A 26,019-nucleotide genomic window follows, 5' to 3' on the forward strand; every position below is an offset into this window, starting at 1 on the left:
CCGCCGATGATCCGGCCCCCTGTGGTGAAGGCTGTCGACCCGCCCTCCACAAGCCCGGTCCGGCCTCTGTACACCTGACACACCGTCAGCAACACTGTGCCGATGCGACGGACGACGACTGTGGCCTCCGCTTCCGCGGCCGTGCTGTGTCTGGGTGCCCTGCTGACCGGCTGCGGGAGCGCGGCCGGTGCGGGCCATGCCGCGGTGGGCGCGGCAGGTCCCGCCGACGGCCGGGTGCCGACACAGGCCGTACCACCCCGGGACGGTGTCGAGCTGACGCCGCTGGACGGCGACCGGGGCGAGGCGCGGAACGGCGGCAAAGACGGCAGCGGCGGCGGTACGGAGTCCGGCCGTCCCGGTACGGGGGCGTCGGGCGGCTCCGGTAAGGGGGACACGGCCGACGGCGTACGGGCCTCCGGCAGCCCCGGCGCATCCGGTGGCCGGCACGGCTCCTCCGCACCCACCACGGGAACGCGCCCCGGCCACGGCGGCGCCACCACGCCCCCGACGTCTCCGGGCTCCCCCAACTCCCCCTCACACCCGGGCGATCCCACTCCACCGCACGGCACCCCCGCCCCCGAACCGCCCTCCCCCACCCTCCCGGCCGGCCCGGACACCCCCGACGGCCTGCTGATCGGTGTACCCGGCCGGTCCGGCACCGACGTGCGCTGGTGCGAGCGGGTCACCCTGGAGTTCCTCAACACCGGTGACCGGCCCGTCACCGCCGGCACGGTCACCTTCGGGACGCACATCATCGGCGCCCTCGGCATCGACTGGGCCACCCGCTCTTCCACCCACAAGCTGCCGCTGCCCCTGGCACCGGGAAGGAAGAAGACCGGCAGCTGGCGGGTGTGTGTGGACGGCTGGCGGGTGCCGGCGGGCATGCACATCGAGACGAAGGATGTGGCCTTCACCTGGAAGTGAGGCGGCCACCTGGCAGCGAGGCGGCCGGGAGGGGCCGCTGTGCCCCGCGGTCTGCCGGGCCGCCCCGTTCCCCCGTCGGCCCGCGAAACCCTCTCCCTGGATAGCGATGAGTTCCGACCGGTGCGACCGTCTATAGAGGCACAGACGCAGCCACCGGCCGCGAACCGTCCCAGGGAGAGACCATGCCCAAGATCACCCCCAACCTCTGGTTCGACAACCAAGGCAAGGAAGCAGCCGAGTTCTACTGCTCGGTGTTCCCGAACTCGAAGATCAAGACCGTCACCTATTACAACGAGGCGGGCCCGCGGCCGGCCGGCACCGTGCTGACGGTGGAATTCGAGCTCGACGGCCAGGAGTACCTCGCGCTCAACGGCGGGCCGGAGTTCACCTTCAGCGAGGCGATCTCGCTGATGATCGAGTGCGCCGACCAGGACGAGATCGACTACTACTGGGCCAAGCTCTCCGAGGGCGGCGAGGAGGGCCCCTGCGGCTGGCTGAAGGACAGGTACGGACTGTCCTGGCAGGTGGCACCCGGCGGCATGGCGGAGCTGCTCAACGACCCGGACCAGGAGCGTGCGGCCCGCGCCATGAAGGCCATGTTCGGCATGAAGAAGATCGACATGGCCGCGCTCCAGGCCGCGGCCGACCAGGCATAGGCGGCCGCCCTCCGGAGGCTGCCCTCCGGCGGCTGCCCGCGCGTCACGGGAGTCCCGGGCGGCCCGTGGTCCGGGGCTCGTCGCCGCGCCCCGGGCCCGGCCCGCCGCCGCGCTCCGGGCCGTCGCGCGCCGCGCCGCGGTCCGCGGCCTCAGGAGCGGCTGGGGTTCCGTCCGGTCCGTATCGGGCGCGGCGCGGGGCTGTGGCGTATGTCCACGTCGCGCAGGGCCCGGGTGGCCGCGTCCACGGCCGTGGGGGACGCGGCGGCGAAGACGGCCTCATGGGCGTCGGCGTTGGCGCGGACCGCGTGCTCGGCCGTCCGCACCCCGTCCGGCGTCAGCCTGATCATGGTGCTCCGGCCGTCGTCCGGTGAGGGCTCGCGGCGGACGAGGCCGCGCCCGGCGAGGTGGTTGACGACGTTACTGATGCCGCCGGAGGACAGCAGCAGGGCGCGGGCCAGCTCGTTCGGCTTCATACGGTACGGCTCGCCCGCCCGGCGCAGGGCGACCAGGATGTCGAACTCGGCGACGGTCAGGCCGAGTTCGGGCAGCACGCCACGGGTGGCCTGATCCAGGGCGCGGGCAAGCTGGGCTATGCGCTTCGAGAGCTCCGTCGTCGGGCGGAGCACGTCCGGCAGCTCGGTGTGCCAGGCGTCCATCAGCGCGTCGACGGGGTCAGGGCGCGGTCCGGGTGGTGCGGTCACGTCGGCAGGATAGATCAGCATCATGATAGCTTTCTATAAAGCTTTCTTCCGAACGTGTAGAGGGTGACTTGCCATGGGAATCGAGCGCCACCACTCACCGCGCCTGCTTCTGCGCGGCGGCCTGGTCATCGACACCGCCCCCCACCCCGTCGTCCACCCGCACACCGACGTCCTCGTCGAGGAGGGCCGGATCGCCGCCGTGGGCCGCGGGCTGCCCATCGACGAGGCGGATACCGGCCTGGAGGTGATCGACGCCCGCGAGCTGATCGTGCTGCCGGGCTTTGTCGACACCCACCGGCATGTGTGGCAGGCCGTGCTGCGGTCCGCCGCGGTCGACGAGAGCCTCGACAGCTATCTCGGCCGGATCCTCGGCGATCTCTCCGGCCGCTTCACCCCGGCCGATGTGTACACCGGCAACCTCCTCGGCGCGCTGGAGTGCCTGGACACCGGCGTCACCACCGTGCAGGACTTCTCGCACGTCCAGTACACGCCGGAGCACAGCGCGGCCGCCATCGAGGCGCTGGAGGAGGCCGGCATCCGCGCCGTCTTCGGCTACGGCTACCCCGTCTTCGACGACACCGCCCGGCGGGCCGACTGGGTGCGACAGGTCCGCACCCAGTACTTCTCCTCGGGCAAGGCGCTGCTCACCATGGCCCTGGCCCCCGTCGGCCCCTCCTTCGCCCCACCGGAGACCGTCCGGGAGGACTGGCTGCTCGCCCGCGAACTGGGCCTGCCGATCGCCGTCCATGTGACCGCCGGCCCGGTGGCCATGCGCCCGATCGCCGCCCTCCAGGAGCAGGGCCTGCTCACCTCCGGCACCCTCTATGTGCACGGCAATTCCCTGCCCGACTCCGAGCTGCGACTGATCGCCGAGTCCGGCGGCGCGGTGGCGATCACACCGGCGATCGAGGCCTCGATGCGGTTCGGCGCACCGATGGCGGGACGACTGCGCCGCGCGGGCATCCCGACCGGCCTGGGCGCGGACGCGGTGACCTCGGCGCCGGGCGATATGTTCTCGCAGATGCGCGCCGCGCTGATGAGCAGTCACTTCGACGGCGACGGCGACGGCGAGCCCGATGGCCCCACGGTCAAGGCGGCCGATGTCCTGCGAATGGCCACCGCCGAGGGCGCCGAGGCCCTCGGCCTGGCCGACGAGGTGGGCTCACTGGGCCTCGGCAAACGCGCCGACCTCGTCCTCCTCCGCGCCGACGCCCTCAACCTCGCCCCGGTCGCCCACGACCCGATCGGCGCCGTGGTGACCGCCGCCCACCCCGGAAACATCGACACCGTCCTGGTGGACGGCCGCCCGGTGAAACGCGACGGACGGCTGCTGTACGGCGAGTTGGGCGGCCTGCTGAACACGGCCCACCGGGCGGCGGAGCGGCTGGTGGCGGCGGGCTGAGCCCGTCCTGATGCCGAAGTCGTGAGGGTGCGCGGGCCCGTCAGGCGCCGGGTCGGCGCTCCGTCACGAAGGAGCCCATGCCGGGCGTGGTGACGATGAGCCCTTCCTCCCGGAGGGCGGCGGTGACCTTGCGGATGGTCACGCGCGCGACACCGAACTCCTGCTCCATCCGCACCTCGGACATGAGCTGGCGCGGCGGGTAGGTGCCGTCCGCAATCCGCGTACGGATCACGTCGGCGATCTGCTTCCACTGGGCCGTGTCGGGTCGAACTCCATGGCGTCAGGAGTCGTCGGAGGACCGGGCCGCCTGTTTGAGGATTTCGGCGGCGTTCTTCGCGACGAACGAGCCCAAGCCGGGCTCGGTGTAGATCAGGGCCTCACTCCGCAGCCCTCGGAGCACCTTCTGGCTGGTCACACCAGAGATGCCGAACTCCTCTGTCAGCTGCACCACTGAGGGCACTCGTGATCGAGGCGGGTACGTGCCCTCAGCGATACGCGCGCGGATTACATCGGCGACCTGATGCCATCGGGGTCTGTCGGGAACAAATTCGATCACATGACCACGCTAGGCACACCACCCCATCCCAGGCGAGATATGTTGTCCTGTAGCATCCTGTATCACGCCTCAGTTAAGCTACGTCGCAAGCGAAGACCCCGGCGGGTGCGCCAACACCCCCGGGGCATGGCCAACCTGGAGAAAGCAGGTCGACGTGCAAAACCTTATGCGCAGCCTTCTCGCCCGGTTAAGGAAGCACCGGGCTCGCCCCGCCCCCACCGTCACGTACCGGCCACAGCGGGCGCGCCGCCAACCCCTCCTCCCCCTGCGCCGCCCCGAATCCCCCCTCGACGGCGAGGCCACGCTCCTCGTGCGGCCCTACCTCCTCGCTCACGAGCGCCAACAGGCGCAGCGCGAGCGGGCGTTCCTGCGCGAGATGGCGGTCGCCTCATGAGCGGCAGGATGCGGCTGTTGCCCTGGAACGGGCCGGATGGGCAGCGCTGTTACCTCTCCAGTGACGAGAGCGGCGGGTTTCTGTCAGAGCTCGCCGACGACATGGAGGCCGCGCAGCTCGACACCGCCGAGGAACTGCTCCGGCACACGAGCGAGCTGCTGAACGGGCCGGCGGAGGCGACCGCCAGGGAACTCCGCTTCTGTGTCCACAGGTTGCGTGAAGCGCTGCGCGACGTACTGCGGATCGTGGAAAGCAGGGCGGGCGCGTGACGTAGCCCGCGAGCCGGAAAGATCAAGGGCCCGGCATCGCCGATGCCGGGCCCCTTGCGTTGAGGAAGCGATCAGGCCAGCGCCAGCCACGCCGCGCCCGCGACGACCAGGAGGGCGACGATCACGCCGACGATGAGGCCCACGCGGGGGCCGGCCGACTGCTGGGGGGCCGGGGCGCGGCGGCCGCCGGTCTGCGGGGTGCCGCCCTCGTCCACGAAGGCGCGGAACATCTGCGTGCTGCCGGCCGGGTCGTAGTTGCCGCCGGCCTGGTTCTGCGGGTTGGTCGCCATGGGCAAGGACCCTAGCGAACCGGGGGCGGAGCGGCACCCCTGGGGCGCGTACTCGGCAACGCACGGGGCGCGCCGTGCGGCTGCCCAGGGGGCCGTACGGAGCGGGCGCTGGGCGTGGCCGAGGGGCGTGGGCGACGGTCGGGCGAGGGGCCGGGTGGGGCGTCCGGGGGTGCCTCGTTGTCGGCGGGGGGCGGATTTCGCTCCGGATTACGCCTCCCACCTGCGAATTCACGGCTGATGGCTCGGGGGCGTTGACCAATGCCCGGTGCAGACTTTGGGCTGCCTTTACTTCAAGACCGGACGAATCATTTGCCTTCAGCAACCAACGTTGTTTATGGTTGCCCCAAGCAACAGAAGATGGACGAGGGATGCGTGGAGGAGCCGGTGGCAGCTCACAGTCAGTACGAGGAGCTGGCCAGGCAACTCAGCGCCATCGGTGCCGTCAAACGGGAGATGGGGCGGATGCTGCCCCAGGAGTGCCCGCCCGCCTCGGCGGGGGTGCTCACCCTGCTCGACCGGCACGGTGAGATGCGGATGAGCCAGCTCGCCGAGCTGCTCGCGATCGACATGTCGGTGACCAGCCGGCATGTGGCTCATGTCGCCGAGCGCGGCTGGGTCGAGCGGAAGCCCGATCCGGCGGACAAGCGCTCACGGCTGCTGCGGCTGACCCCGAGCGGCACCGCGCTGCTGGCCGAGCTCGCCGAGCGCTACACGGCCGCGCTCGCCCGGTACTTGGACGACTGGTCCGACGCCGATGTCGGGCAGCTCACCGAGCTCCTCGCCAGGCTCCGCACGAGCTTCGGCGACTGCCGCACCCGGGCACATCACGACTTCACCACCCGTACACCCGCAGGATGAAAAGGAACTACATGGCTACGACCACACCAGCCGGTGTGCGGGGCGGCCACGCCAGGCACGGAGGCGGACAGCACGCCTCCGACGGAGCCCCTATGACGCACCGTCAGATCATGGAGGCGCTGTCCGGGCTGCTGCTCGGCATGTTCGTCGCCATCCTGTCGTCGACGATCGTCTCCAACGCGCTGCCCGAGATCATTCATGACCTCGACGGCGGACAGAGCGCCTACACCTGGGTCGTCACCGCTTCGCTGCTCGCGATGACCGCGACCACCCCGCTGTGGGGCAAGCTCTCCGACCTGTTCAGCAAGAAGCTGCTGGTGCAGGTCGCGCTGATCATTTACGTGGCGGGCTCGGTCGTCGCCGGGCTGTCGCAGAACACCGGCATGCTGATCGCCTGCCGGGTCGTGCAGGGCATAGGCGTGGGCGGGCTGTCCGCCCTGGCCCAGATCGTGATGGCCGCGATGATCTCGCCGCGGGAGCGCGGGCGTTACAGCGGCTACCTCGGCGCCACCTTCGCCGTCGCCACCGTCGGCGGCCCGCTGCTCGGCGGCGTGATCACCGACACCGACTGGCTCGGCTGGCGCTGGTGCTTCTACGTGGGTGTGCCGTTCGCGGTGATCGCCCTGATCGTGCTCCAGAAGACGCTGAAGCTGCCGGTCGTCAAGCGCGAGGGCGTCAAGGTCGACTGGGCCGGTGCCTTCTTCATCAGCGCGGCGGTCTCGCTGCTGCTGGTGTGGGTGACGCTGGCCGGTGACAAGTACGACTGGATGTCGTGGCAGACCGCCGCGATGGTCGGCGGCGCGGTCGTGCTCGGCGCGGTCTTCGTCTTCGTGGAGACCCGGGCCAAGGAGCCGATCATCCCGTTGCGGCTGTTCCGCAACAAGACGATCACCCTGGCGTCGGTGGCCTCGCTGTTCGTCGGTATCGCGATGTTCTCCGGCACCGTCTTCTTCAGCCAGTACTTCCAGCTGGCGCGCGGCGAGTCGCCGACGATGTCCGGCGTGCTGACGATTCCGATGATCGGTGGCCTGTTCGTCTCGTCCACCGTCTCGGGCCAGGTCATCACCAAGACCGGCAAGTGGAAGGCGTGGCTGGTCAGTGGCGGTGTGCTGGTGACCGCGGGCCTCGGCCTGCTGGGCACCATCCGCTACGACACCGAGTACTGGCACATCGCGATCTTCATGGCGCTGATGGGCCTGGGCATCGGCATGATGATGCAGAACCTGGTGCTCGCCACGCAGAACCAGGTGGCGCCCGAGGACCTCGGCTCCGCCTCGTCCGTCGTGACCTTCTTCCGCTCCCTCGGTGGTGCGGTGGGCGTCTCGGCCCTGGGTGCGGTGCTGGCCAACCGGGTCACCCACTATGTGAAGGACGGCCTGGCCGACCTCGGCCCCAAGGCCGCCAAGGCCGCCGCCCACGGCGCCGGCAACAGCGGCGGCGGCATCCCCGACCTGGACTCCCTCCCGGCGCCGCTGCGCACCGTCATGGAGAGCGCCTATGGGCACGGTGTCGCCGATGTCTTCCTGTACGCGGCGCCCTGCGCGCTGCTCGCCTTCCTCTTCACCCTGTTCATCAAGGAGGTCGCATTGAAGACCCGCGGCGGACTGGCCCAGAGCTCCGAGGACGCACCGGCCGCGGCCGCCCCGTCGGCCACCCCGTCGGCCGCCACCCCGTCGGCCGCCGCCGCGGAGGCCGTCATTCCGGCGCAGGCCGAGGAGCGGGAGCCCGCCCTGGTGGGCGCCGCGCCGGTGGCCCCGGACGACGAGGCGCACACGCCCTCCTGGGCGCAGCCGGCCGTGGCGACCGCCACCCAGCCGCTGGCCGCGTACGCCTCGGCGGGCGGCGGGGACGGCACCCCGTCCGGGCCGTCGGTGCACGGCTTCGTCCGCAACGCGGAGGGCAGCCCCGTACCGCGCTCCGCGGTCACGCTGATCTCGCTCAGCGGGCGGCAGTTGGGCCGCGCGGTCGCCCAGGCCAACGGTTCGTATGTGCTCAGCGCCCCCGGCGCCGGCTCGTACGTCCTGATCGCCGCGGCCGACGGCCACCAGCCGCAGGCGTCCACGGTCGTCCTCGGCGAGGCGCCGCACGCCTACGACATCTTGCTCAGCGGCACCAGCGGCCTCGGCGGCCAGGTCCGCAGCGCGGCCACCGGCGCACCGGTCGACGGGGCGATGGTCGTCGTCACCGACGTCCGCGGCGAGGTGCTGGCCACCGGAAAGACCGGCGCCGAGGGCCAGTTCGCCTTCGACGAGCTGGCGCCCGGCACCTTCACCGTCGCCGTGAACGCCCCGAACCACCGCCCGGCCGCACTGCCGGTCGAGATCGGCGGCCAGGGCACCACGAGGATCGAGATCGAGCTGCTGTCCGGCGCGCGGGTGCAGGGCGTCGTGCGGGCCGGTGCGCACCGCCGGCCGCTGCCCGACGCACGGGTCACGCTGGTGGACGCGGCGGGCAATGTCGTGGCCACCTCGACGACCGGGGAGGACGGCGCCTACGCCTTCACCGACCTGGACGCCGGCGACTACACGGTCATCGCGAGCGGCTACCCGCCCGTCGCCACCGGCCTCGCGGTCGATGCGCACGGGGTCGACGGCTACGACGTCGAACTCGCACACCCGGGGGACTGAAACACCCCGGACCCGGGGAGCCACCCCGGGGTGCGGGTATGACGGAATGAGCGCGGGCAGGGGCCGTGTCGGTTGCGCAGAGAGCAGGCGACGCCCCTGACGCAGAAAGCCCCGGGCCGGGGCGCGCGTTGAGCGGAGGCGCGTCCCGGACCGGACCGAAGGGCTCCGGCGGCGGCGCTGCGCACAGGCAGGGGACGGCCTGCACGCCGCCGCCGGGGCCCGACACCTCCCCACGCTCACGGCTCGGCTCGTACGGGCCCCTGAGCAGGGACACCACCAGGCAACAAACGGGAGAGGCAATGACTTCGACGGGCGCGGGAGCTGCGGGACTGAGGGCGCAGGTCCGCACACGGGACGGCTGGGCGGTCCAGCACGCCGTACTGACCGTCACCGATATGACCGGCGCGCAGGTGCTGCGGGCCGCGGCGGACGACGAGGGCGCCATCCGCAGCGCGGAGCCGCTGCCGGCCGGACCGTACACGGTCATCGTGACGGCGGTCGGCTACGCGCCGGTCGCCTCCAGCGCGATCGTGACGGCGAGCGGCCGGATGGACGTGGGCAGCGTCGTCCTGGCCCGGCAGGGCGGGGCCGAGCTGCCGCCGCCCGGTGTCTGGACCATCGACCCGATGCACTCGACGGTGGCGGCGGTCGCCCAGCACCTGGGGATCTCCAGCGTGCACGGCCGGTTCACCGAGTTCGGCGGCCGGATCGAGATCGCCGAGGACCTGAACTCCTCGCGGGTCGAGGCGGACATCAAGGCCGCCTCCATCGACACCGGCAACGGGATGCGCGACGGCCATCTGCGCTCCGCGGACTTCCTGAACGTCGAGGAGTACCCGGAGCTCAGCTACCGCAGCTCGGGCCTGTCACCGGCCGGCCCGGACCGCTGGACCGTGCACGGTGAGCTCTCGCTGCACGGTGTCGTCCGGCCGGTGGACCTCGAACTGAGCTACCTCGGCACCGGCCCCGACCCGTGGGGCGGCGTGCGCGCCGCGTTCCGCGCCACTGCCGAACTGCGCCGCGAGGACTTCAAGATGAACTACAACCAGGTCGTGGCGGCCGGTGTCGCGGCCATCGGGACCACGCTCAAGGTCGAGTTGGACATTCAGGCGGTGCAGGGGGAGAGCCTGCCGGTGGCATGACGGCCGGGCCGGGTGTCACTCCCCCGCCCGGTCCCGCATCGCCTCGATGCCCGCGATCTGGAGATCGAGGGCGAAGGCGAAGTCGCGGTCGCGCATCTCCCGTACGGTGGCCCCGCCGCGGGCCTCCATGACCTTGGTGGCGTTCTCCAGCGTCTCCGCGAACTCCGGCAGGCCCTGGACCGAGGTCATCACCTGCTGGAAGTACGCGTCAACGGACACCCCGGCCTCCGCGCAGCGGGCGTTGAACAGGCCCTCGATGGTGGCGAAGCCGTAGACGAACTGGAAGACGGCGGACAGCCCGCCGGAGATCTGCTGGAACGACAGACCGCTCTCCTTCATCACCCGCATGCTGGCGTTGGAGAAGGCGATCGAGTGCGGGCCGATGTTGATGTACGTGCCCAGCAGCCGGGCCACCCAGGCGTGGCCGGTCAGCAGGGTGCGGTATTCGGCGGCCAGTGAGCGCAGATGGTCCCGCCAGTCCCGGCCGGTGTCGGTCTCGTCCGGCAGCCGCACCTCGCCCATGACGCGGTCCAGGGCAAGTTCCAGCAGGTCGTCCTTGGTGTCGACGTACCAGTAGACGGACATCGCGGTGACGCCCAGCTCGGCCGCGAGCCGGCGCATGGAGAACTTCGCCAGGCCCTCGGCGTCCAGCAGCCGGACCGTCGCCGCGACGATCTTGTCGAGGTCGAGTCCGGCCGGCTGGTCCGCCTTCCGTTTGAGCGGGGGGCGTTCGGCCAGCCAGACGCTGTTCGGCCGCTTCCCGGCACGGCCGTCCGTCGCTGCCATGGCGCCCCTCCTTGCCCCGAACGTCTGCGGCGTCAGGGTGTCGTTGTTGATGTCGTTGTTGATGTCGTCGTCGGTGTCGTCGTCGGCGTCGTTGTTGGTGTCGTTGTGGTGTTGTCGTCGGTGCGCGGGCACGTGCGGGCGCGTACGGGTGGTCATACGTGCTGCCGGTGCGTGCCGTTCACGATCACCTACCGCCGATGCTATTCCGCTCCGGCGGCCGCCGCTTCCGCACCGGCGGGCGTGGCCGGCGCCTCCGGGTCCTGGCCGGCCCGCTCCGCCCGGCGCAGCAGTATCGCGGCGACCAGTCCGCCGAGGAACACCGCGGCCGCGCCGACCAGCTGGCTGGTTCCGATACCGGCCGCGAAGGCGTCGTGGACGGCGGTGCGTTCGGCGTCCGTACGGGTCCGGGCGAGTGCCGCGGGCAGCGAGCCGGCACCGGCGGCGGCCAGCGGAAGCAGCGCGACGAAGCGGGAGTTGAGGACCGCGCCGAGGACGGCGACGCCGAGGCCCGTGCCGAACTCCATCAGCGTGCCGTTGACGCCCGCGCCCACTCCGGCCTTGGCCGGCGGGATCGCGGACATGATGGCGTTGGCCATCGCCGGCATGGCGAGCGCGACACCGACGCCCATCACGATCATGCCGGTCAGCATGCCGCCGTAGCTGTCGCCGCCGAGCAGCGAGATGGCGGCGAGGCCGGCCGCGAGCAGCGACATCCCGGAGACGATCATCCCGGGGGTGCCGAGCCGGGGCAGCAGCCGCGCGCTCAGACCGGTGAAGTTGAGCAGGATGACGGTGACGGCGAGCGGCGCCATCCGCAGTCCGGCGTCCAGCGGGCCGTAGCCGAGGACCAGTTGCAGATGCTGGGTGAGCAGGAACATCGAGCCGCCCATGCCGAAGGCGACGAGGATGCCGCCGGCGACCGCGCCGATGAACCGGCGGTTGCGGAAGAAGTGCATGTCCAGCATCGGATACGGGACGCGCAGCTCCCAGAGCGCGAAGGCGGCGAGGCCGGCCAGGCCGATGGCGGCGGAGATCAGCACCCGGCCGGACAGCCAGCCGGTGACCGGCCCGGAGATGATCGCGAAGACCACGCCGACCATGCCGACCATGGAGAGCAGGGCTCCCAGCAGGTCCGGCCTTTCACCGCCGCGGCTGCTGGATTCGGGGACGAGGGCGATGACGGCGGCCAGCGCCATGACGGCGACCGGCAGGTTGACCAGGAACAGCGAGCCCCACCAGAAGTGGTCGAGCAGCGCCCCGCCGATCAGCGGCCCGGCCGCGAACCCGAGCGAGTTGACCGAGCTCCAGATGCCGATGGCCTTGGGGCGCTCGTCGTCGTCGAAGATCTGCATGACGACGGCGAGGGTGGTGGTCACCAGTAGCGCGCCGCCGACGCCCATCCCGGCGCGGGCGGCGATCAGCTGGCCGGGCGACTGGGCGAGCGCCGCGCCGAGCGAGGCGACGCCGAAGAGCACCAGGCCGACGGCGAGCATCTTCTTGCGGCCGTAGCGGTCGGCGGAGTTGCCCGCGGTGAGCAGCAGACCGGACTGCACCAGCGAATAGGCGTTGATCATCCACTGGACGTCGGCGGTGCTCGCGCCCAGGTCCCCGGTGAGGGAGGGGATGGCGACGTTGAGGACGGTGTTGTCGAGGATGACGGTCAGCTGGGCCAGGCAGATGACGGCGAGGATCAGCCAGCGGGCGGCGGTCCGGCCCGGCGGCTGGAGGGTGATGGTGGCGTCGGAGGCCACGGGGGACATACGGGCTCCCTGTACGGTGTATGGGCGGATCATTTACACCGTACAGGGAGTGCTATACGCCGTACATTTAATTTTTGGCCGGGTCGCGGGTACCCGCGGTCAGCAGTAGGTCGGCAGCTCGGTGCCGGTCTTGCTGACCCACAGCCCGTTACCGGAGTCGCCGCCACCGAGGGCGATCTTGGCCACGGCCGGGTTGCTGCTGTCGGAGCCGTAGGTCCACTGGCCCCAGCCGTTGATGTCGAAGACGAAGTGGCCGGTCAGTTCCTGGGTCCGGGGCTGCTCCTCCACCCAGCCGTACTGGCCGTCGGGAACGGTGATGCTCACCTTCTCCGACCAGGTCTTCTGGGTACCGGTGGTGCGTGCGTAGTTGCTCTGCCAGGAGTGGCTGAACTTCGAACCCACCTGTGCCGAGAAGACGTCCTTCACGCCCAGGGTCAGGGTGACGCCCACCTCGGCGGTGTCCTGGATCGCCGAGCCCGTCGTGGTGGACTCGATGCTGGTCTCGGTCTGGGTCAGCTCCTTGGTCAGGTCGCCGCCGGTCTCGTTCTTGTCGGTGTGACCACGGCAGATCGGCGTCCCGTACGTGGGCTCGGAACGGTCGGTGATCTCCCACTTGCAGTACGCGTGGTCCTTGTCGCACTTGGTCATCGCATAGGACGCCGCGAGGCTGTACATGGCCGGGGTCTCCCGCGCGTCCCCGGCGGCCGGGTCGTGGATGCTGAAGAACGACGCCTGGTCGCCGGAGTTGCAGCCGTAGGACCCGACGTGGTTCGAGTGGTAGACGAAGTTCTGCCCGCTGTACCCGCCCTGGGCGTTCATGCAGGAGTCGTCCTTGACCGAGCGGATCATGAACCCGTCGGAGGGCGTCGGCTGGAGGTACCACTTCTGGGTGTCGACGTTCGCGCAGTCCGCCTCGGCCATCCAGCCGAGGTAGTGACCGTCGTCCTGGGCGATGCACTTGCCGCCGTCGTTGACCACCATCTGGAAGCTGCCGTCGCCGGTGTCCCGCAGCTGGAACTTCTGGTTGTCGCCGGTCGGGTCGCCCTTCGGCACGACGTTGAGGTGCCCCCAGTTCGCGGCACCGTCACCGCCCCAGCCCCGTGCGACGTCCAGCACCCGCCAGTTGGGCGCCTCCAGCTTGCTGTAGATCGTCACGCACTGGAGGGGCTGGCTACAGTCCTGGCCGCCATCAGCCCGCGCCTCCCCCGTCCCGAACGGCGTGACGAGGAGCCCGAGGCACATCGTCAAGGCGATCGCCACCGCCGTACCCAAGCGCGCACACAGACGGCCGGATCTCCCGGCCCATCGTGCAGTCATTTCCGGTGCCCCACTTCTTCCTGCTCATCGTGGTGAGGGTGGCACCCGACCGGCACCACGCCTCTTGCTCAGCCACGCGCGCAGCGGAACGCGCCACCGTGCGCGGGTGGGCGCCGGCGGACCGGGCGACCCGTCCAGCGGACCGGACGGGTCGCCGCCCCGACGCGGCGACCGCGCACCACGGTCTCCGTCGGGACCCTCCTGCGGATAGCGGAGAACTACCTGTCTTTGGGTACGTGTTTTCCGTCGCTCGCCGCCCGCCGCCCGCCGCTCGCCGCCCGCCGCCCGCCGCCCGCCGGGACGGTCAGGGTGCGGTAGCGCCCCGTGCGACGGCCCAGACGGCGGCCTGGGTCCGGGAGCTGAAGCCGAGTTTGGCCAGGATGCGCTGCACATGCCCTTCGGCGGTGCGGGCTGAGATGACGAGCTCGGCGGCGATCTCCTTGTCGGTCAGTCCTGCCACGAGCAGCGAGACGACCTGGTGCTCCCGCCGGGTCAGCGGCGCCGGCGGGGCCGACCGCTTCCCGACCGGGGCCGACCGCTCCCCGGCCGGGGCCGGGCGGCCCAGCGCGCAGGCGATCGCCTCGTCGAGGGGGAGGCCGGCCCCGTCGCGTACGGCGGCGTCGAAGGGCGCGTCGCCGAGCGCACTCCGCAGCCGCAGCTCGCACTCGGTGTGGTGCTGGAGCAGCCGGCCCAGGCCGGGCAGCGCGGCCCCCAGGGACAGCCAGAGCGTCTGCGCCGCCCCGAGCAGCCGGGCCGACTGGAGCGGGTTGCCGTCCCGGGCGGTGGCCCAGGCGAGCACCTCCAGGCACTGGGCCGTGGCCAGGAGGTTGTGGTGCGGAAGCTCGCCCCGCAGCGCGTCCTGGAGCAGGGCGATCGCCTCACCGGTGCTCCCGGCCAGCCAGCGCTGGAGCCCGAGCACCCACAGCGCGTACGAACGGGACCAGCGCGCGTCATGGGTGTCGCACAGGGCCAGGCACTCCTCGCCGAGCGGGGTGGCCCGGGGGTCGTCGGCCAGACAGTACGAGAGGGCGAGCAGGAACAGCGTCGTCCACTGGGCCCCGAGGTCCCCGTTGGCGCGGTGCCGGCCGAGCGCGTCCTCCAGCAGGGGGACGGCCCGGCGGAACTCGTCCTGGAAGAGCGCGGCGAGGCCGGCGAACTGCACCGCGTCGGCGAGCGGCCCGGCCTCGCCAAGGGTCTCCGCGAGCTCCTGGCAGGCGGCCAAACGGGCGTGCCCGGTCGCCATGTCCCCGCGCAGAAAGGCCAGCCAGCCGTCGACCCACAGCGCCCTGGCGCGGGCGGAGCTGGGACCGGTGTCCAGCGCCAGGGCCCGGCCGAGCCAGCTGCGCTGCTCCTCCACTCCGCTCACCCCGAGCCGGTGGCTCCACAGCGAGGTGACCAGCTGGAGCCCGGCGCGGTGCTCCCCGGGCGTCCCGAGGCAGAACTCCAGCGCCGCCCGGAGGTTGGCGTTCTCCAGGCGCAGGCGGGCGAACCACGCCATCTGCCGGGGGCCGAACCACTCGGCCTCCGCACGGGTGGCCAACTGCTGGTAGTGGTCGCGGTGTCGGCGGCGTACGGTCTCCCGCTGCGGGCCGGCCCCGCCGTCCTCCAAGCGGGCGCGACCGTACTGCCGGATGGTCTCCAGCATCCGGTACCGCACCTGGCCCTGGTGGTCCTCACGGCTCAGGATCGACTTGTCCACCAGCTCGGTCACCACATCGAGCACCGTCTCGCGGGGCAGCCCCTCCCCGGCACAGACCTCTTCGACCGCCTCCAGGTCGAACCCGCCGCAGAAGACGGACAGCCACGCCCACAGCCGCTGCTCGGGCGGCGTGCACAGCTCGTAGCTCCAGTCGATCGCCGCCCGCAGGGTCCGCCAACGGGGCAGGGCGGCGCGGCTGCCACGGGTCAGCAGCTCGAAGCGATTGTCAAGCCGGTCGAGTATCTGACGGGGCGACAGCACCCGCAGCCGGGCCGCCGCCAGCTCGATGGCCAGCGGAATGCCCTCCAGCCGGTGGCAGATCCGGGCGACCGTCTCCAGGTTGTCCGGGCTGAGGGTGAAGTCGCCGTACACCGCCAGGGCCCGGTCGGCGAACAGCCGCACGGCCTCGTACCGGGCCAGCTCCGCGGGCGGCACCGGGTGGCCCAACTCCGGTGTGGACAGCGGCGGAACGACCATCAGGTACTCACCGTCGACCCGCAACGCCTGCCGGCTGGTGGTCAGCACCTGCATACGGGGCGCCGCCGCCAGCAACGCCCGGACCAACTCCGCGCAGGCGTCCAGGAGATGCTCGCAGTTGTCCAGCACCAGCAGCAGCCGCCGGTCCTGGAGATGGTCGGCCAGCGTCCGCATCGGCGGCCGGGCCGAATCGTGGTCCAGCCCCAGCGCGGCCAGCACCGTCTGCGCGAGCAGGGCACCGTCCTCCAGCGGCGCCAGGTCCACCACCCACACCCCGCCGGGGTAGGACCGCCGCACCTCCGAGGCCACCCGCAGCGCCAGCCGGGTCTTGCCGATGCCCCCCGCCCCGGTCAGCGTCAACAACCGGGTACGGGTGAGCAGTTGGCGCACTCGGTCCACCTCCCGCCGACGCCCGACAAAGCTCGTCAGCTCCGCCTGCACCTCCCCATCCGCCGGGCCCGGACCGGCCCCCGGGGAGCTGTGTTCCGTCCGCTCGGCGGGGTGACGGCGGGTGGCCCGGTGGTCGTTCTCCATGCTGCGTCGTGCCCTCTCGCTCATGTGCCGCGCTCCGGATGGCCGAGACCTGATCATTTTCGGCCATCCGGAGCGCTCTCCCTCAAATAGAGGGGTAGCGGACCGAGAGGTAGCGGACGGAGCGGGAGGGGGAGCGTCGGTGGGTCGTCGGCGGGGTGAACGTACGGGGGTGGACCCCCGGCGTCCTCATACCGGCCTGATTCTTCGTGAGGTGCTGGGTGGTCGCATCACCCGCGCTTCGTCAGGTCGTAGAAGGTGGCGCTGCCGACGGTGACCTTCTTGAAGGTCTTCGCCACCCAGGACGAGATCTGCGACGAGCCGCCCCGGCCGCCGCCGGGGCGGCCCTGCCCGCCCGCGACGAAGTAGTGGATCTTCCCGTCCGCGACATACTTCTTGAACTGGGCGAGGGTCGGCGACGGATCGCTCCCGTTGAAGCCGCCGATCGCCATCACCGGCTTCTCGGTGGCGAGTTGGTAGCTCGCGGCGGTCTGGGAGCCGGTGCCCGCGGCCGCCCAGGTGTAGTCGTCCGCGTCCTTCACCAGCAGCGCCTTGGCCCGGTCGCTGACCTTGGTGCCGTTGAGCAGACCACCCATGCCGCCCATGCCGGGCATCCGGCCGGCGGCGGCACCGCCGGGTGTGCCGCCACCCGGTGCGCCACCCGGTGCGCCACCCGGTGCCCCGCCGTTGTGGCCCGGCATGCCGCCGCCCGGCATCCTGCCGCGCGGGAACCCGCCGCCGGGGCCGCCCATGGCGCCCCGCACCGAGGGACCGGCCGTGATGATGGAGCCGCCCTTCGCCGTGTTGACCGTATTGAGCGTGTACGCCACCGGCCCGGCCAGCGCCGTCACCACCCCGAGCCCGGCCGCGAGCACCGCGATCCGGTGGCCCGTCCGTAGGGGGACACCAGCCGATACGGGTGCTTCCTCCGACGCCGGCGTCCCCTCCACCGCAGGTGCCCCATCCCGCCGTACCGCCAACAGCAGCCCCAGCGCCGCCAGCAGGCCGAGTGCCGCCACCGTCCAGCGGAGCCACGGCAGCCAGTCCGGCGAGCGGTTCAGCAGCACGAACGACCAACCAGCGGTCACCGCCACCGTCCCGGCCAGGACGTAGGCAGCGAGCCGTCCGCCGCGCCGCCACAACAGCGCCGCGCCCATCCCGACCAGCGCGGCGATATACGGGGCCAGCGCGATGTTGTAGTACTGATGGAAGATCCCGGACATGAAGCTGAAGGTCGTGAAGGTCATCAGCAGCGCGCCGCCCCAGACCAGGAACTCCGCCCGCTGTGCGGCCTGTTCGGCGGCGACCGTCCGTCGCGCCCGCCACAGCACCGCCACCGCCGCGACCAGCAGGATCAGCGCCGCGGGCAGCAGCCAGGCGATCTGCCCGCCCATGTCGGACGAGAACAGCCGGGTGATGCCGGTCTCGCCCCAGCCACCACCACCGCCGCCGCCGGGACGGCCGCCGCCCCCGACACTGCCGGTCTCGTTGCCGGTGATCCGCCCGAAGCCGTTGTAGCCGAAGGTCAGCTCCAGGAAGCTGTTGTGCTGGGAGCCGCCGATATACGGGCGGGAGGCGGCCGGCCACAGTTCGACGAGCGCCACCCACCAGCCGCCGGACACCACGATCGCCAGTCCGGCGAGCAGCAGCTGACCGAACCGCCGGCGCAGCGCGACCGGCGCACAGCAGGCGTAGACGACGGCGAGCGGCGGCAGAATCAGCCACGCCTGGAGCGTCTTGGTGAGAAACCCGAGCCCGAAGCAGACCCCGGCCAGGACCAGCCACTTCGTCCGGCCGTCTTCCAGGGCGCGCAGGACGCAGGCGATTGCGCAGACCATCAGCAGGCACAGCAGCGCGTCGGGGTTGTTGAACCGGAACATGAGGGCCGCGACCGGCGTCACCGCCAGCGCGCCGCCCGCGAGCAGCCCCGCGCCCGCGCCGAACCGCCGCCGTACGGCCCGGTGCAGCACCCCGACCGCCGCCACGCCCATCAGCGCCTCGGGCACCAGGATCGCCCAGGAGCTGAGCCCGAAGAGCCGTACGGACAGCGCCATCGGCCACAGCGCGGCCGGTGGCTTGTCGACGGTGATGGAGTTCGCCGCATCCGACGAACCGAAGAAGAATGCCTTCCAGCTCTCACTGCCGGCCTGTACGGCGGCCGAGTAGAACTGGTTGGCGTAGCCGGAAGCGGACAGGCTCCAGAGGTAGAGCACCGCCGTGACCAGCAGCAATGCCAGCAGTGCGGGCCGCTCCCAGCGGGCTGCCGGCTCCGGTGCCACAGGCGTCCAGGGGGCGGGCGCGCCCTCCTGTGTCGCGGGCGGCGGCGCCGGGGTGCCGGGCCGTTGTTGCGGGGTCATCGAGTGCTCCTGGTGAGATCGTTCCGGTCGTACGAGGGGTGCGCCGCGGCGAGGTCGTCCCGGCGCTCGCGATCAGGGAAGACCCAGACGCGAAAGAGCAGGAAACGCAGCACCGTCGCCGCGAGGTTGGCGGCCACCAGCACCGCGAGTTCGGTGCCGTGCGAGGCGGTGCCCCCGGCGGCGTCGAGGGCCGCGAGCGAGCCGCTGGTCAGCACCAGTCCGATGGCGAAGACCACCAGCCCCTGCGCCTGATGGCGGACCGCCCGGTCCCGGCCCCGTACGCCGAAGGTCAGCCGCCGGTTGGCGGCCGTATTGGCGAGCGCCGACAGCAACAGTGCGGCAGCATTGGCCAGTTGGGCGCCCGTCCCGAGGCGGAAGAGGGAGAAGAGGGCGAGGTAGAGCAGGGTGCTCAGCGCGCCGACGGCACAGAAGCCGACCAGCTGCCGGGCCAGCCCGCCGGGCACCCCGGTCAGCTCGCGGTCCCGCGGATCGTCCCCGAACGGCCGGGCCAGCCGGTCCAGCGGCAGCCCGCCGGTCGCCAGCGCCCGCCCCACCCGCCAGACGCCCTTGAGGTCCTCGGCGGCCGTCCGCACGAGGTGCACGGTGCTGTGCGGGTCGTCGATCCAGTCCACCGGCACCTCATGGATCCGCAGCCCGGCCCGCTCCGCGAGCACCAGCAGCTCGGTGTCGAAGAACCACCCGGTGTCCTCGACCATCGGCAGCAGCCGCTCGGCGACCTCGCCGCGGATGGCCTTGAACCCGCACTGCGCGTCGGAGAACCGTGCGGCGAGCGAGCCCCGCAGGATGAGGTTGTACATCCGCGAGATGAACTCCCGCTTCGGCCCCCGCACCACCCGTGCGCTCCGGCTGAGCCGGGAGCCGATCGCCAGATCCGAGTGCCCGGAGATCAGCGGCGCCACCAGCGGCAGCAGCGCGTTGAGGTCGGTGGACAGATCGACGTCCATATAGGCCAGCACCGGCGCTTCGGACAGCGCCCACACGGTGCGCAGCGCCCGCCCCCGCCCCTTCTGCTCCAGCCGTACCGCGGTGACCTCGTCGAGGGCGTCGTCGAGCCGGGCGGCGACTTCCGGCGTACGGTCCGTGCTCGCGTTGTCGGCGATGGTGATCCGGAAGCCGTACGGGAAGGTGCGGACGAGGTGCTCGCGCAGCCGCCGCACACAGGGTTCGAGGTCGCGCTCCTCGTTGTAAACGGGGATCACCACATCGAGGACGGTCGCACTCTGGCCGAGCCGCAGATGCTCGCGTGGTGGCAGGGAGCCCAGCGGGGCGCGGGGCGGCGGTGTCGTCGTCATGCCACGACATTCGCCAGACCGGCTGTCATGGGGGTGTGGTGAGGCTGTGGTGCGGCTGTGAGGGGGTGGGGGGGCGGCTGCTGGTCAGCGTGTTGGGCTGGGGCCTTGGCCGGCTCGTCGCGCCGGAGCCCTGATCGGCGGGTCGCGCCGGGCCCTGACTGGCGCGCCAACCCGGACCTTGCGGCTTACCGACCGGTGCCCGGCGCCGCCCCTCCTGCCGTTCCTCCCGCTGGCCCTCCCACCGTCTTGCCCGCCGTCCCTCCCGCCATCTCGCGCGCCTTCGACGGGGCCGCCGCCGTCGGCAGTGTCACCGTGAAGACCGTCCGCCCCGGCACACTGCCGACCCCGACCGTGCCGCCGTGCGCGGTCACCACCGCCTGCACGATGGCGAGGCCGAGCCCGGTGCTCCCGGCGGCCCGCGAACGCGAGGCATCACCCCGGGCGAAGCGCTCGAAGACATGCGGGAGAAGCTCCGCCGGAATCCCCGGCCCGTCGTCCCGCACCTCCAGCTGGACGCCCCCGTCGCGACCGGCGGCAGCGCCCGCGGCGGCCCGCACCCTGGCGGTCACCGTGGCCCCCTCCGGCGTATGCGTACGGGCATTGGCCAGCAGATTCACCAATATCTGGTGCAGCCGCCCGGCATCGCCGTACACCACCGCCGGCTCATCGGGCAGCTCCAGCCGCCACCGGTGACCGGACCCGGCGACCCGGGCGTCGCTCACCGCATCGACCACCAGCGGTGACAGATCGATGGGTTCATACGCGAGCGGACGCCCGGAATCCAGCCGGGCGAGCAGCAGCAGATCCTCCACCAGCCCCGTCATCCGCTCCGCCTCCGACTCGATCCGGCCCAGGGCGTGCCGGGTCTCCGGGCCCGGCTGCTCCCGCCCGCGCCGGGTCAGCTCGGCGTAACCCCGGATCGACGCGAGCGGAGTACGCAGCTCATGGCTGGCATCGGCGACGAACCGCCGCACCCGCGTCTCACTCTCCTGACGGGCCGCGAGCGCCGAACCGACATGCCCCAGCAGCCGGTTCAGCGCCGCACCGACCTGCCCGACCTCCGTACGCCCGTCCGACTCGGACGCCGGCACCCGGACATGCAGCGCCACATCGCCCTGGTGGAGCGGGAGTTCGGAGACCCGGGTGGCGGTGGCGGCGACCCGGCGCAGCGGCCGCAGCGCGATCCCGACCATGGCGGAGCCCGCGAGCCCGACCGCCGCCAGCCCGGCGGCCGTCACACACGCCTCGATGAGGACGAGCCTGCCGACGGTCTTCTGCACATTGGCGAGCGGCAGGCCGAGCACCAGGGAGCCGTCCTTGCCGGACTCCACCCGGTAGTCACCGAGTCCGGGCAGCTCGGCGGTGTGCGCCCGGCCGTCCCTCGGCACCCTGTTCAGCGCCGCGACCTGCGCCTTGGTCAGGTCCGTCAGCCGCTCCTCGGGCGGCCAGCCGGTCGGGTTGGTCAGTTTCGCTCCCGTCTCGGCCGTCCCTCCGGGCCCGATCCGCGCCCCCACGGCGTCGAGGGGCTGACCTGCCATCGCCACAAAGTCCAAGCTGCCCTGGGGAAGCCTCGGATCATGGGGGCGCGGCATCTGGGCACGCATCACAAAGTCGTGCACCTGCCGGTCCAACTGCCCCTGCATGTAGGAGTACAGCGCAATGCTCGTCACCATCCCGATGACGGCCGCGACGACGGCGATCAGCGCCACCGCGGACACCACGAGCCGGGTCCGGAGGGACCATCGGCGACGGGGGGCGGGGGGCTGGGGGGCTTTTGGCGGGGGTGGGGGGCCGGGGTGCTCGAGGTGGTTGGGGTGCTCGGGGTGCTCGGGCCGACCAGGCTGCTCGGGCGCCGTGGCGGGCTTCCCGCTCACGGCCCGCTACCCGCCCGGCTTGATGAGATAGCCCGCGCCCCGCCGGGTGTGGATCATCGGCGCCCGCCCCACGTCGATCTTCCGCCGCAGATACGAGATGTACAGCTCCACCACATTGGCCTGGCCGCCGAAGTCATAGCTCCAGACCCGGTCGAGGATCTGGGTCTTGCTCAGCACCCGCCGCGGATTGCGCATCAGATAGCGCAGCAGCTCGAACTCGGTGGCGGTCAGATGAATCTCCTGGCCGTCCCGCCACACCTCGTGGCTGTCCTCGTCGAGCACCAGATCGCCGACCGTCAGCCGCGATTCGCTCCGCGCGGCGGCCGCACCGGCCCGGCGCAGCAGCCCCCGCAGCCTGGCCACCACCTCTTCCAGGCTGAACGGCTTGGTGACGTAGTCGTCGCCCCCCGCCGTCAGCCCGGCGATCCGGTCCTCGACCGCGTCCTTGGCCGTCAGGAACAGCACCGGCACATCCGGCAGTTCCCGCCGCAGCCGCCCGAGCACCGTCAGCCCGTCCATGTCCGGCAGCATGACGTCGAGCAGCACCGCATCCGGCCGCCAACTACGGGCACAGCGCAGCGCACCGGCGCCGTCCCCCTCCGCGCGGATGTCCCAGCCCTCGTAACGCAGCGCGAGCGACAGCAGATCGGCGAGCGAGGTCTCATCGTCCACGACCAGCACCCGCACGGGGCTCCCGTCGGCCCGCAACAGCTCCGGCTGCTTCCCCGGCGCACCCCTGGAGGACGACGCCGGAGCCGGCAGACGAAACGACGCTGAGGACGAGGAAGTCACGGTCATGCTCCGGAGCTTGGCCCGCCCCCGTGAGAGCTCCCTTGCGCCTTTCTGTGAATCTCCTGAGAAACCACCAGGCCTTCTCTCCCGACCCCCGACCCCCGGCCCCGGGGCCCCCGCCCCACCCCACCCCTGCCACCACCAGCCACCAACGGCCCACCGTCAGCCGTCAGCCCACCAACCACCCATCGCCTGCCGCGATTCGGTATCTGCCGACCGTCCGTGGACCGACCTGGGCCGCCCCCCGCGCGGTCCAGGTCGATCACCACTTCTTAAGCATCGCACCCGCCACTGACAATCGCCCTGACCAGCACTTTCCTTGCCTCGACGGCTACGGAGGAGCTCCCGCGAGAGCCCTCCGCAGACCCCTCCGCCGCCCCCTCCACAGCCTCTCCGGGCCGCCCGCGTGGGCCGCCCGCCGTGGGCCGCCCAGCCCGCCCGGCCCACCCCGCCCCCAACCGCGTACCGTCGCCGACATGAGACTCCTCGCCCTCTCCGGCAGCCTTCGTGCGCGCTCCTCCAACGGTGCGGTGCTACGCTCCGCGCTCACCTTCTGGGACGGCCCGGCCGCCACCGCGGACATCGGCGCGCTCCCGCACTTCAACCCCGACCTGGACGGCGAGGACGCCACACCCCCGGCCCCGGTCGCCGCCCTGCGCACCGCCGCCGCGACCGCCGACGCCCTGCTCCTCGTCAGCCCCGAATACGCGCACGGAGTCCCCGGCGTCCTCAAGAACGCCCTCGATTGGCTGGTCAGCAGCGGCGAATGCGTCGGCAAGCCGGTGGCGGTGATCACCGCCTCGCCGTTCCCCACCGGCGGTGACCACGCCAACGTCCAGCTGCGCGAGATCCTGCGCATGATGTCCGGCGAGGTCGTGACGGCGGCCTGCCGCGAAATCCCCGCCATCGGCCCGAAGGTCGACCCCACTACGGCACGGCTGAAGGACGAGGCCACCCTCACCGATCTGGAGGTAGCCATGTCTCATCTCGCAGCCGCAGCCGCAGCCGCAGCCGCAACGACCGCCCCGCTCCCCACACCATGAAGGCGGCGGCCCGCACCGCCCTCCGGCCCGCTCACACGCCGAACAACCGCGCCGCGTTCCCGTAACAGACCCCGCGCAGCCAGTCCTCCCCCAGCTCCAGCCCGGCGAGCACCTCCAGCGCATGTGCGTACCCGTAGGGGATGTTGGGGAAGTCGCTGCCGAACAGCACCCGCTCACCGAGGTCCCCGAGCCGGCCGCGCTCCGCCCGCGGGAAAGGCGCGCTCCGCTCGGAGAAGTCCGTGAACGCCATCGTCGTATCGAGGTACACGCCCGGATAGCGCTGCGCGAGGTCCATGAAGTCGGCGTACTCCGGCATCCCCATATGGGCGACGATCAGCCGCAGCCGTGGATGGCGGGCCAGCAGCCGCGCGATCGGCTCGGGCCCGGTGTGCTTGCCCGGCACCGGGCCGGAACCGCAGTGGGCGACGACCGGCACCCCGGCCTCCGCGAGGGCACCCCACACCGGGTCGAGCAGAGCATCGGCCGGGTCGTACCCACCCACCTGCACATGCGCCTTGAAAACCCGTGCCCCGTCGGCGAGTTCGGCGCGCACATACTCTGCGGCACCATCCTCCGGGAAGAACGTCGCGGTCCGCAGACAGTCCGGCGTACGGGAGGCGAAGTCGGCCGCCCAGCCGTTCAGCCACCGCGCCATCCCCGGCTTGTGCGGATAGATCATCGAGGTGAAGGCGCGTACGCCGAAGCCGCGCAGCACCGCCAGCCGCTCGTCCTCCTCGAACCGGTAGGTGATCGGCCACACCCGGCCCACCAGCGGCCCGGCCGCGTCGAAGTACGCCCAGACCTTCGCCATCACCCGCTCGGGCATGAAGTGCGTATGCACATCGATCAGCCCCGGCAGCCCCAACTCCCGCCAGAACGCGCCAACCCGCTCGTCCCCGTCCACCACTCCGGGCCCCTCCCTCACGGTTCCACCACTACGGCCTCGCCCCTACGGCCCCGACCACCACGGCCCGACCCGCCCCTTACAGAGTGCATCCCCCTCCCACTCTGACAGCCGACCGGCAAGCAACACGACCACCTCGGTGCGGCAGCCGACCACGCCGAGCCGGGCCGATCGCCCCCCGGCCGACCACCACCAAACCGGGCCGCGCCGCTCCGCCCCCTACCTCGCCCCGACGCCCGACCACCAGGCCAGCCCACCCCCCCACCTCAGAACAACCCCTCCTGCCCCGCCCCCGGCGCCCCCTCCCGCTCCCGTTCTCCCGCCCCGCGCCCCGCGGCCCGCACCGGCACCGTCGTCACCCGCCCCGCAGCGGCCCCCAAGACCCACCCGGACAACAGCCGCGCATCCATCACCGCAACCACCCCCGCACCCCGACTGGCCCCGGCACCACGGAACCCACCGGCCCCCGCCCGCTCCCCGCCCCCGTTCACATCCCCATCTCCGTCCCCGACCCCGTCTCCGCCCCCCACCAACCGCAGATACACATCGGCCCCCACCCCGGTCAGCACCTCCCCCACGATCTCCGCCCCGGCCGTCATTCCGCCCAGCTCCGCCACCTCGCCCGGAATCCGGTCGAGGCCGAACAGCTCCGTATGGTCGGCGCAGGCGAACTCGACCGGCTCCAGCGTCTCCGGCCAGCCGGCCAACTCCCGTGCTGTGCGATGCAGTTGAGCCAGCTCGGCGGCCCGGTCCGGTACCGGGGGCAGCGCCCCGCGCGCCGCCCGCTTGGCCGCCTTCGTGAACCGGTCGGGCACCGCCAGCGCGCTCCCCAGCAGCGCCTCCGCCCGCCGCGCCGCCATCAGCGGCCCCCGCCCCAGCCATGCGTACGCCACCGCCCCCTGCTCCACCAGCCGGGCCGGTCCGCGCTCGGCGGCCGTGATCCCTACCTTGAGCAGCCCGGGACCGAAGTACGCGAGATAGACCCCGTAGGGCCGCGGATCGTCGGCCATGGTGTCCGCGGCCACCGAACGCGACCGGTCCAACTGGGCGCAACGCGCACACTGATCCCTGGCACTCGCCCCGTCGAGCACCGCCCCATACGGGCACACGATCCAGCGGCCGGCCCGCCGCACCCCCAGACACAGCCGCTCGCCCTGCGCAGCGAAGGCCAGCTGCTTGCCCGCGGGGAGCAGGCTCATCCGCTCCTCGCCCCGCTCGGCGCAATACCAGCCGAGCCGCTGTCCGAACCGCCCCGCCGGCCCCGACCCCGGCCCGCCGCCCGACCAGCGCGGTCCCGTACATCGCCACACACCGCCAGCGTACGACCACCCACTGACAACGCCACCC

At 72.1% G+C, this 26,019-nt stretch carries 22 protein-coding genes; 8 read left to right on the forward strand and 14 right to left on the reverse strand.

Going from position 1 to position 26,019, the window contains the following annotated elements; all coding sequences use genetic code 11:
* Positions 1–102 precede the first annotated feature (102 nt).
* Together AC3EUV_RS35540 and AC3EUV_RS35545 are read left to right on the forward strand one after the other, a co-directional pair.
* The gene (locus AC3EUV_RS35540) at positions 103–924 is read left to right on the forward strand and encodes a hypothetical protein (protein WP_435604702.1); all 822 of its coding nucleotides are present in this window, start codon (positions 103–105) and stop codon (positions 922–924) included.
* Between the two features lie 182 nt (positions 925–1,106).
* Entirely contained in the window at positions 1,107–1,580 is a 474-nt protein-coding gene (locus tag AC3EUV_RS35545) for a VOC family protein (RefSeq protein ID WP_435604703.1), read from the forward strand.
* Positions 1,581–1,729: 149 nt separating this feature from the next.
* On the opposite strand, the gene AC3EUV_RS35550 is transcribed toward AC3EUV_RS35545, so the two are convergent.
* Positions 1,730–2,281 (reverse strand): MarR family winged helix-turn-helix transcriptional regulator, encoded by a 552-nt coding sequence (locus AC3EUV_RS35550; protein ID WP_435604704.1) that lies wholly within the window; start codon positions 2,279–2,281, stop codon positions 1,730–1,732.
* 73 nt (positions 2,282–2,354) lie between these two features.
* Between AC3EUV_RS35550 and AC3EUV_RS35555 the strand changes: the two genes are divergently transcribed.
* On the forward strand, positions 2,355–3,683 hold the full coding sequence (locus AC3EUV_RS35555) for an amidohydrolase family protein (RefSeq protein WP_435604705.1): 1,329 nt from the start codon (positions 2,355–2,357) through the stop codon (positions 3,681–3,683).
* Positions 3,684–3,723: 40 nt separating this feature from the next.
* Here the strand turns inward: AC3EUV_RS35555 and AC3EUV_RS35560 are convergent, their stop codons facing one another.
* Both AC3EUV_RS35560 and AC3EUV_RS35565 read right to left on the reverse strand, forming a co-directional pair.
* Entirely contained in the window at positions 3,724–3,915 is a 192-nt protein-coding gene (locus AC3EUV_RS35560; RefSeq protein ID WP_432140439.1) for a GntR family transcriptional regulator, read from the reverse strand.
* A gap of 48 nt (positions 3,916–3,963) precedes the next feature.
* Positions 3,964–4,239 (reverse strand): GntR family transcriptional regulator, encoded by a 276-nt coding sequence (locus AC3EUV_RS35565; protein ID WP_432140440.1) that lies wholly within the window; start codon positions 4,237–4,239, stop codon positions 3,964–3,966.
* Between the two features lie 390 nt (positions 4,240–4,629).
* Here AC3EUV_RS35565 and AC3EUV_RS35570 point away from each other — a divergent pair, with 390 nt between their 5' ends.
* Positions 4,630–4,902, forward strand: a complete 273-nt coding sequence (locus AC3EUV_RS35570) for a hypothetical protein (RefSeq protein WP_432140441.1) — start codon at positions 4,630–4,632, stop codon at positions 4,900–4,902.
* Positions 4,903–4,973: 71 nt separating this feature from the next.
* Here the strand turns inward: AC3EUV_RS35570 and AC3EUV_RS35575 are convergent, their stop codons facing one another.
* Complete coding sequence (locus AC3EUV_RS35575; RefSeq protein ID WP_018089839.1) at positions 4,974–5,192, reverse strand: hypothetical protein; 219 nt, start codon at positions 5,190–5,192, stop codon at positions 4,974–4,976.
* Between the two features lie 357 nt (positions 5,193–5,549).
* On the opposite strand from AC3EUV_RS35575, the gene AC3EUV_RS35580 reads away from it, so the two are divergent.
* The 3 genes from AC3EUV_RS35580 (at position 5,550) to AC3EUV_RS35590 (ending at position 9,819) form a co-directional block, all read left to right on the forward strand.
* On the forward strand, positions 5,550–6,050 hold the full coding sequence (locus AC3EUV_RS35580; protein ID WP_432140442.1) for a MarR family winged helix-turn-helix transcriptional regulator: 501 nt from the start codon (positions 5,550–5,552) through the stop codon (positions 6,048–6,050).
* A gap of 92 nt (positions 6,051–6,142) precedes the next feature.
* Positions 6,143–8,677 carry an MFS transporter gene (locus AC3EUV_RS35585; RefSeq protein ID WP_488187994.1) on the forward strand — a complete coding sequence of 845 codons (2,535 nt, stop codon included), beginning with the start codon at positions 6,143–6,145 and terminating at the stop codon, positions 8,675–8,677.
* Between the two features lie 299 nt (positions 8,678–8,976).
* A complete protein-coding gene (locus tag AC3EUV_RS35590; protein ID WP_435604707.1) occupies positions 8,977–9,819 on the forward strand; it encodes a YceI family protein in 843 nt (280 codons plus the stop codon).
* A 15-nt stretch (positions 9,820–9,834) separates the two neighbouring features.
* Here AC3EUV_RS35590 and AC3EUV_RS35595 read toward each other — a convergent pair whose 3' ends face one another.
* The 8 genes from AC3EUV_RS35595 to AC3EUV_RS35630 all read right to left on the reverse strand — a co-directional run bounded on the left by AC3EUV_RS35595 (position 9,835) and on the right by AC3EUV_RS35630 (position 22,731).
* The gene (locus tag AC3EUV_RS35595; RefSeq protein ID WP_432140472.1) at positions 9,835–10,605 is read right to left on the reverse strand and encodes a TetR/AcrR family transcriptional regulator; all 771 of its coding nucleotides are present in this window, start codon (positions 10,603–10,605) and stop codon (positions 9,835–9,837) included.
* 200 nt (positions 10,606–10,805) lie between these two features.
* Positions 10,806–12,365, reverse strand: a complete 1,560-nt coding sequence (locus AC3EUV_RS35600; RefSeq protein WP_435604708.1) for an MFS transporter — start codon at positions 12,363–12,365, stop codon at positions 10,806–10,808.
* 99 nt (positions 12,366–12,464) lie between these two features.
* Positions 12,465–13,625 (reverse strand): RICIN domain-containing protein, encoded by a 1,161-nt coding sequence (locus AC3EUV_RS35605; protein WP_432140446.1) that lies wholly within the window; start codon positions 13,623–13,625, stop codon positions 12,465–12,467.
* A gap of 361 nt (positions 13,626–13,986) precedes the next feature.
* Complete coding sequence (locus AC3EUV_RS35610) at positions 13,987–16,416, reverse strand: ATP-binding protein (RefSeq protein WP_435604709.1); 2,430 nt, start codon at positions 16,414–16,416, stop codon at positions 13,987–13,989.
* Between the two features lie 203 nt (positions 16,417–16,619).
* On the reverse strand, positions 16,620–18,746 hold the full coding sequence (locus AC3EUV_RS35615) for an ArnT family glycosyltransferase (RefSeq protein ID WP_435604710.1): 2,127 nt from the start codon (positions 18,744–18,746) through the stop codon (positions 16,620–16,622).
* Positions 18,743–20,059: a bifunctional glycosyltransferase family 2/GtrA family protein gene (locus AC3EUV_RS35620; protein WP_435604711.1), complete on the reverse strand. Its 1,317-nt coding sequence runs from the start codon at positions 20,057–20,059 to the stop codon at positions 18,743–18,745. The genes AC3EUV_RS35615 and AC3EUV_RS35620 overlap by 4 nt, the downstream gene beginning before the upstream one ends.
* Before the next feature lie 185 nt (positions 20,060–20,244).
* Positions 20,245–21,780: a sensor histidine kinase gene (locus AC3EUV_RS35625; protein WP_435604712.1), complete on the reverse strand. Its 1,536-nt coding sequence runs from the start codon at positions 21,778–21,780 to the stop codon at positions 20,245–20,247.
* 159 nt (positions 21,781–21,939) lie between these two features.
* On the reverse strand, positions 21,940–22,731 hold the full coding sequence (locus AC3EUV_RS35630) for a response regulator transcription factor (protein ID WP_395370245.1): 792 nt from the start codon (positions 22,729–22,731) through the stop codon (positions 21,940–21,942).
* Positions 22,732–23,201: 470 nt separating this feature from the next.
* On the opposite strand from AC3EUV_RS35630, the gene AC3EUV_RS35635 reads away from it, so the two are divergent.
* Positions 23,202–23,768 (forward strand): NADPH-dependent FMN reductase, encoded by a 567-nt coding sequence (locus AC3EUV_RS35635; RefSeq protein WP_435604713.1) that lies wholly within the window; start codon positions 23,202–23,204, stop codon positions 23,766–23,768.
* Positions 23,769–23,799: 31 nt separating this feature from the next.
* Here the strand turns inward: AC3EUV_RS35635 and AC3EUV_RS35640 are convergent, their stop codons facing one another.
* Positions 23,800–24,675, reverse strand: a complete 876-nt coding sequence (locus tag AC3EUV_RS35640; RefSeq protein WP_432140474.1) for an amidohydrolase family protein — start codon at positions 24,673–24,675, stop codon at positions 23,800–23,802.
* A 263-nt stretch (positions 24,676–24,938) separates the two neighbouring features.
* On the reverse strand, positions 24,939–25,871 hold the full coding sequence (locus tag AC3EUV_RS35645; protein ID WP_432140475.1) for a DUF2797 domain-containing protein: 933 nt from the start codon (positions 25,869–25,871) through the stop codon (positions 24,939–24,941).
* Positions 25,872–26,019: the final 148 nt, after the last annotated feature.

The organism is Streptomyces sp. bgisy130 (assembly GCF_057708345.1).

What these genes read in the sequence shown, in the direction of transcription:
- AC3EUV_RS35540 (WP_435604702.1), top strand. Translation starts at nt 103, where the DNA reads ATGCGACGGACGACGACTGTGGCCTCCGCTTCCGCGGCCGTGCTGTGT.
- AC3EUV_RS35545 (WP_435604703.1), top strand. Translation starts at nt 1,107, where the DNA reads ATGCCCAAGATCACCCCCAACCTCTGGTTCGACAACCAAGGCAAGGAA.
- AC3EUV_RS35555 (WP_435604705.1), top strand. Translation starts at nt 2,355, where the DNA reads ATGGGAATCGAGCGCCACCACTCACCGCGCCTGCTTCTGCGCGGCGGC.
- AC3EUV_RS35570 (WP_432140441.1), top strand. Translation starts at nt 4,630, where the DNA reads ATGAGCGGCAGGATGCGGCTGTTGCCCTGGAACGGGCCGGATGGGCAG.
- AC3EUV_RS35575 (WP_018089839.1), bottom strand. Translation starts at nt 5,192, where the DNA reads ATGGCGACCAACCCGCAGAACCAGGCCGGCGGCAACTACGACCCGGCC.
- AC3EUV_RS35580 (WP_432140442.1), top strand. Translation starts at nt 5,550, where the DNA reads ATGGACGAGGGATGCGTGGAGGAGCCGGTGGCAGCTCACAGTCAGTAC.
- AC3EUV_RS35585 (WP_488187994.1), top strand. Translation starts at nt 6,143, where the DNA reads ATGACGCACCGTCAGATCATGGAGGCGCTGTCCGGGCTGCTGCTCGGC.
- AC3EUV_RS35590 (WP_435604707.1), top strand. Translation starts at nt 8,977, where the DNA reads ATGACTTCGACGGGCGCGGGAGCTGCGGGACTGAGGGCGCAGGTCCGC.
- AC3EUV_RS35595 (WP_432140472.1), bottom strand. Translation starts at nt 10,605, where the DNA reads ATGGCAGCGACGGACGGCCGTGCCGGGAAGCGGCCGAACAGCGTCTGG.
- AC3EUV_RS35600 (WP_435604708.1), bottom strand. Translation starts at nt 12,365, where the DNA reads ATGTCCCCCGTGGCCTCCGACGCCACCATCACCCTCCAGCCGCCGGGC.
- AC3EUV_RS35610 (WP_435604709.1), bottom strand. Translation starts at nt 16,416, where the DNA reads ATGAGCGAGAGGGCACGACGCAGCATGGAGAACGACCACCGGGCCACC.
- AC3EUV_RS35615 (WP_435604710.1), bottom strand. Translation starts at nt 18,746, where the DNA reads ATGACCCCGCAACAACGGCCCGGCACCCCGGCGCCGCCGCCCGCGACA.
- AC3EUV_RS35620 (WP_435604711.1), bottom strand. Translation starts at nt 20,059, where the DNA reads ATGACGACGACACCGCCGCCCCGCGCCCCGCTGGGCTCCCTGCCACCA.
- AC3EUV_RS35630 (WP_395370245.1), bottom strand. Translation starts at nt 22,731, where the DNA reads ATGACCGTGACTTCCTCGTCCTCAGCGTCGTTTCGTCTGCCGGCTCCG.
- AC3EUV_RS35635 (WP_435604713.1), top strand. Translation starts at nt 23,202, where the DNA reads ATGAGACTCCTCGCCCTCTCCGGCAGCCTTCGTGCGCGCTCCTCCAAC.
- AC3EUV_RS35645 (WP_432140475.1), bottom strand. Translation starts at nt 25,871, where the DNA reads ATGAGCCTGCTCCCCGCGGGCAAGCAGCTGGCCTTCGCTGCGCAGGGC.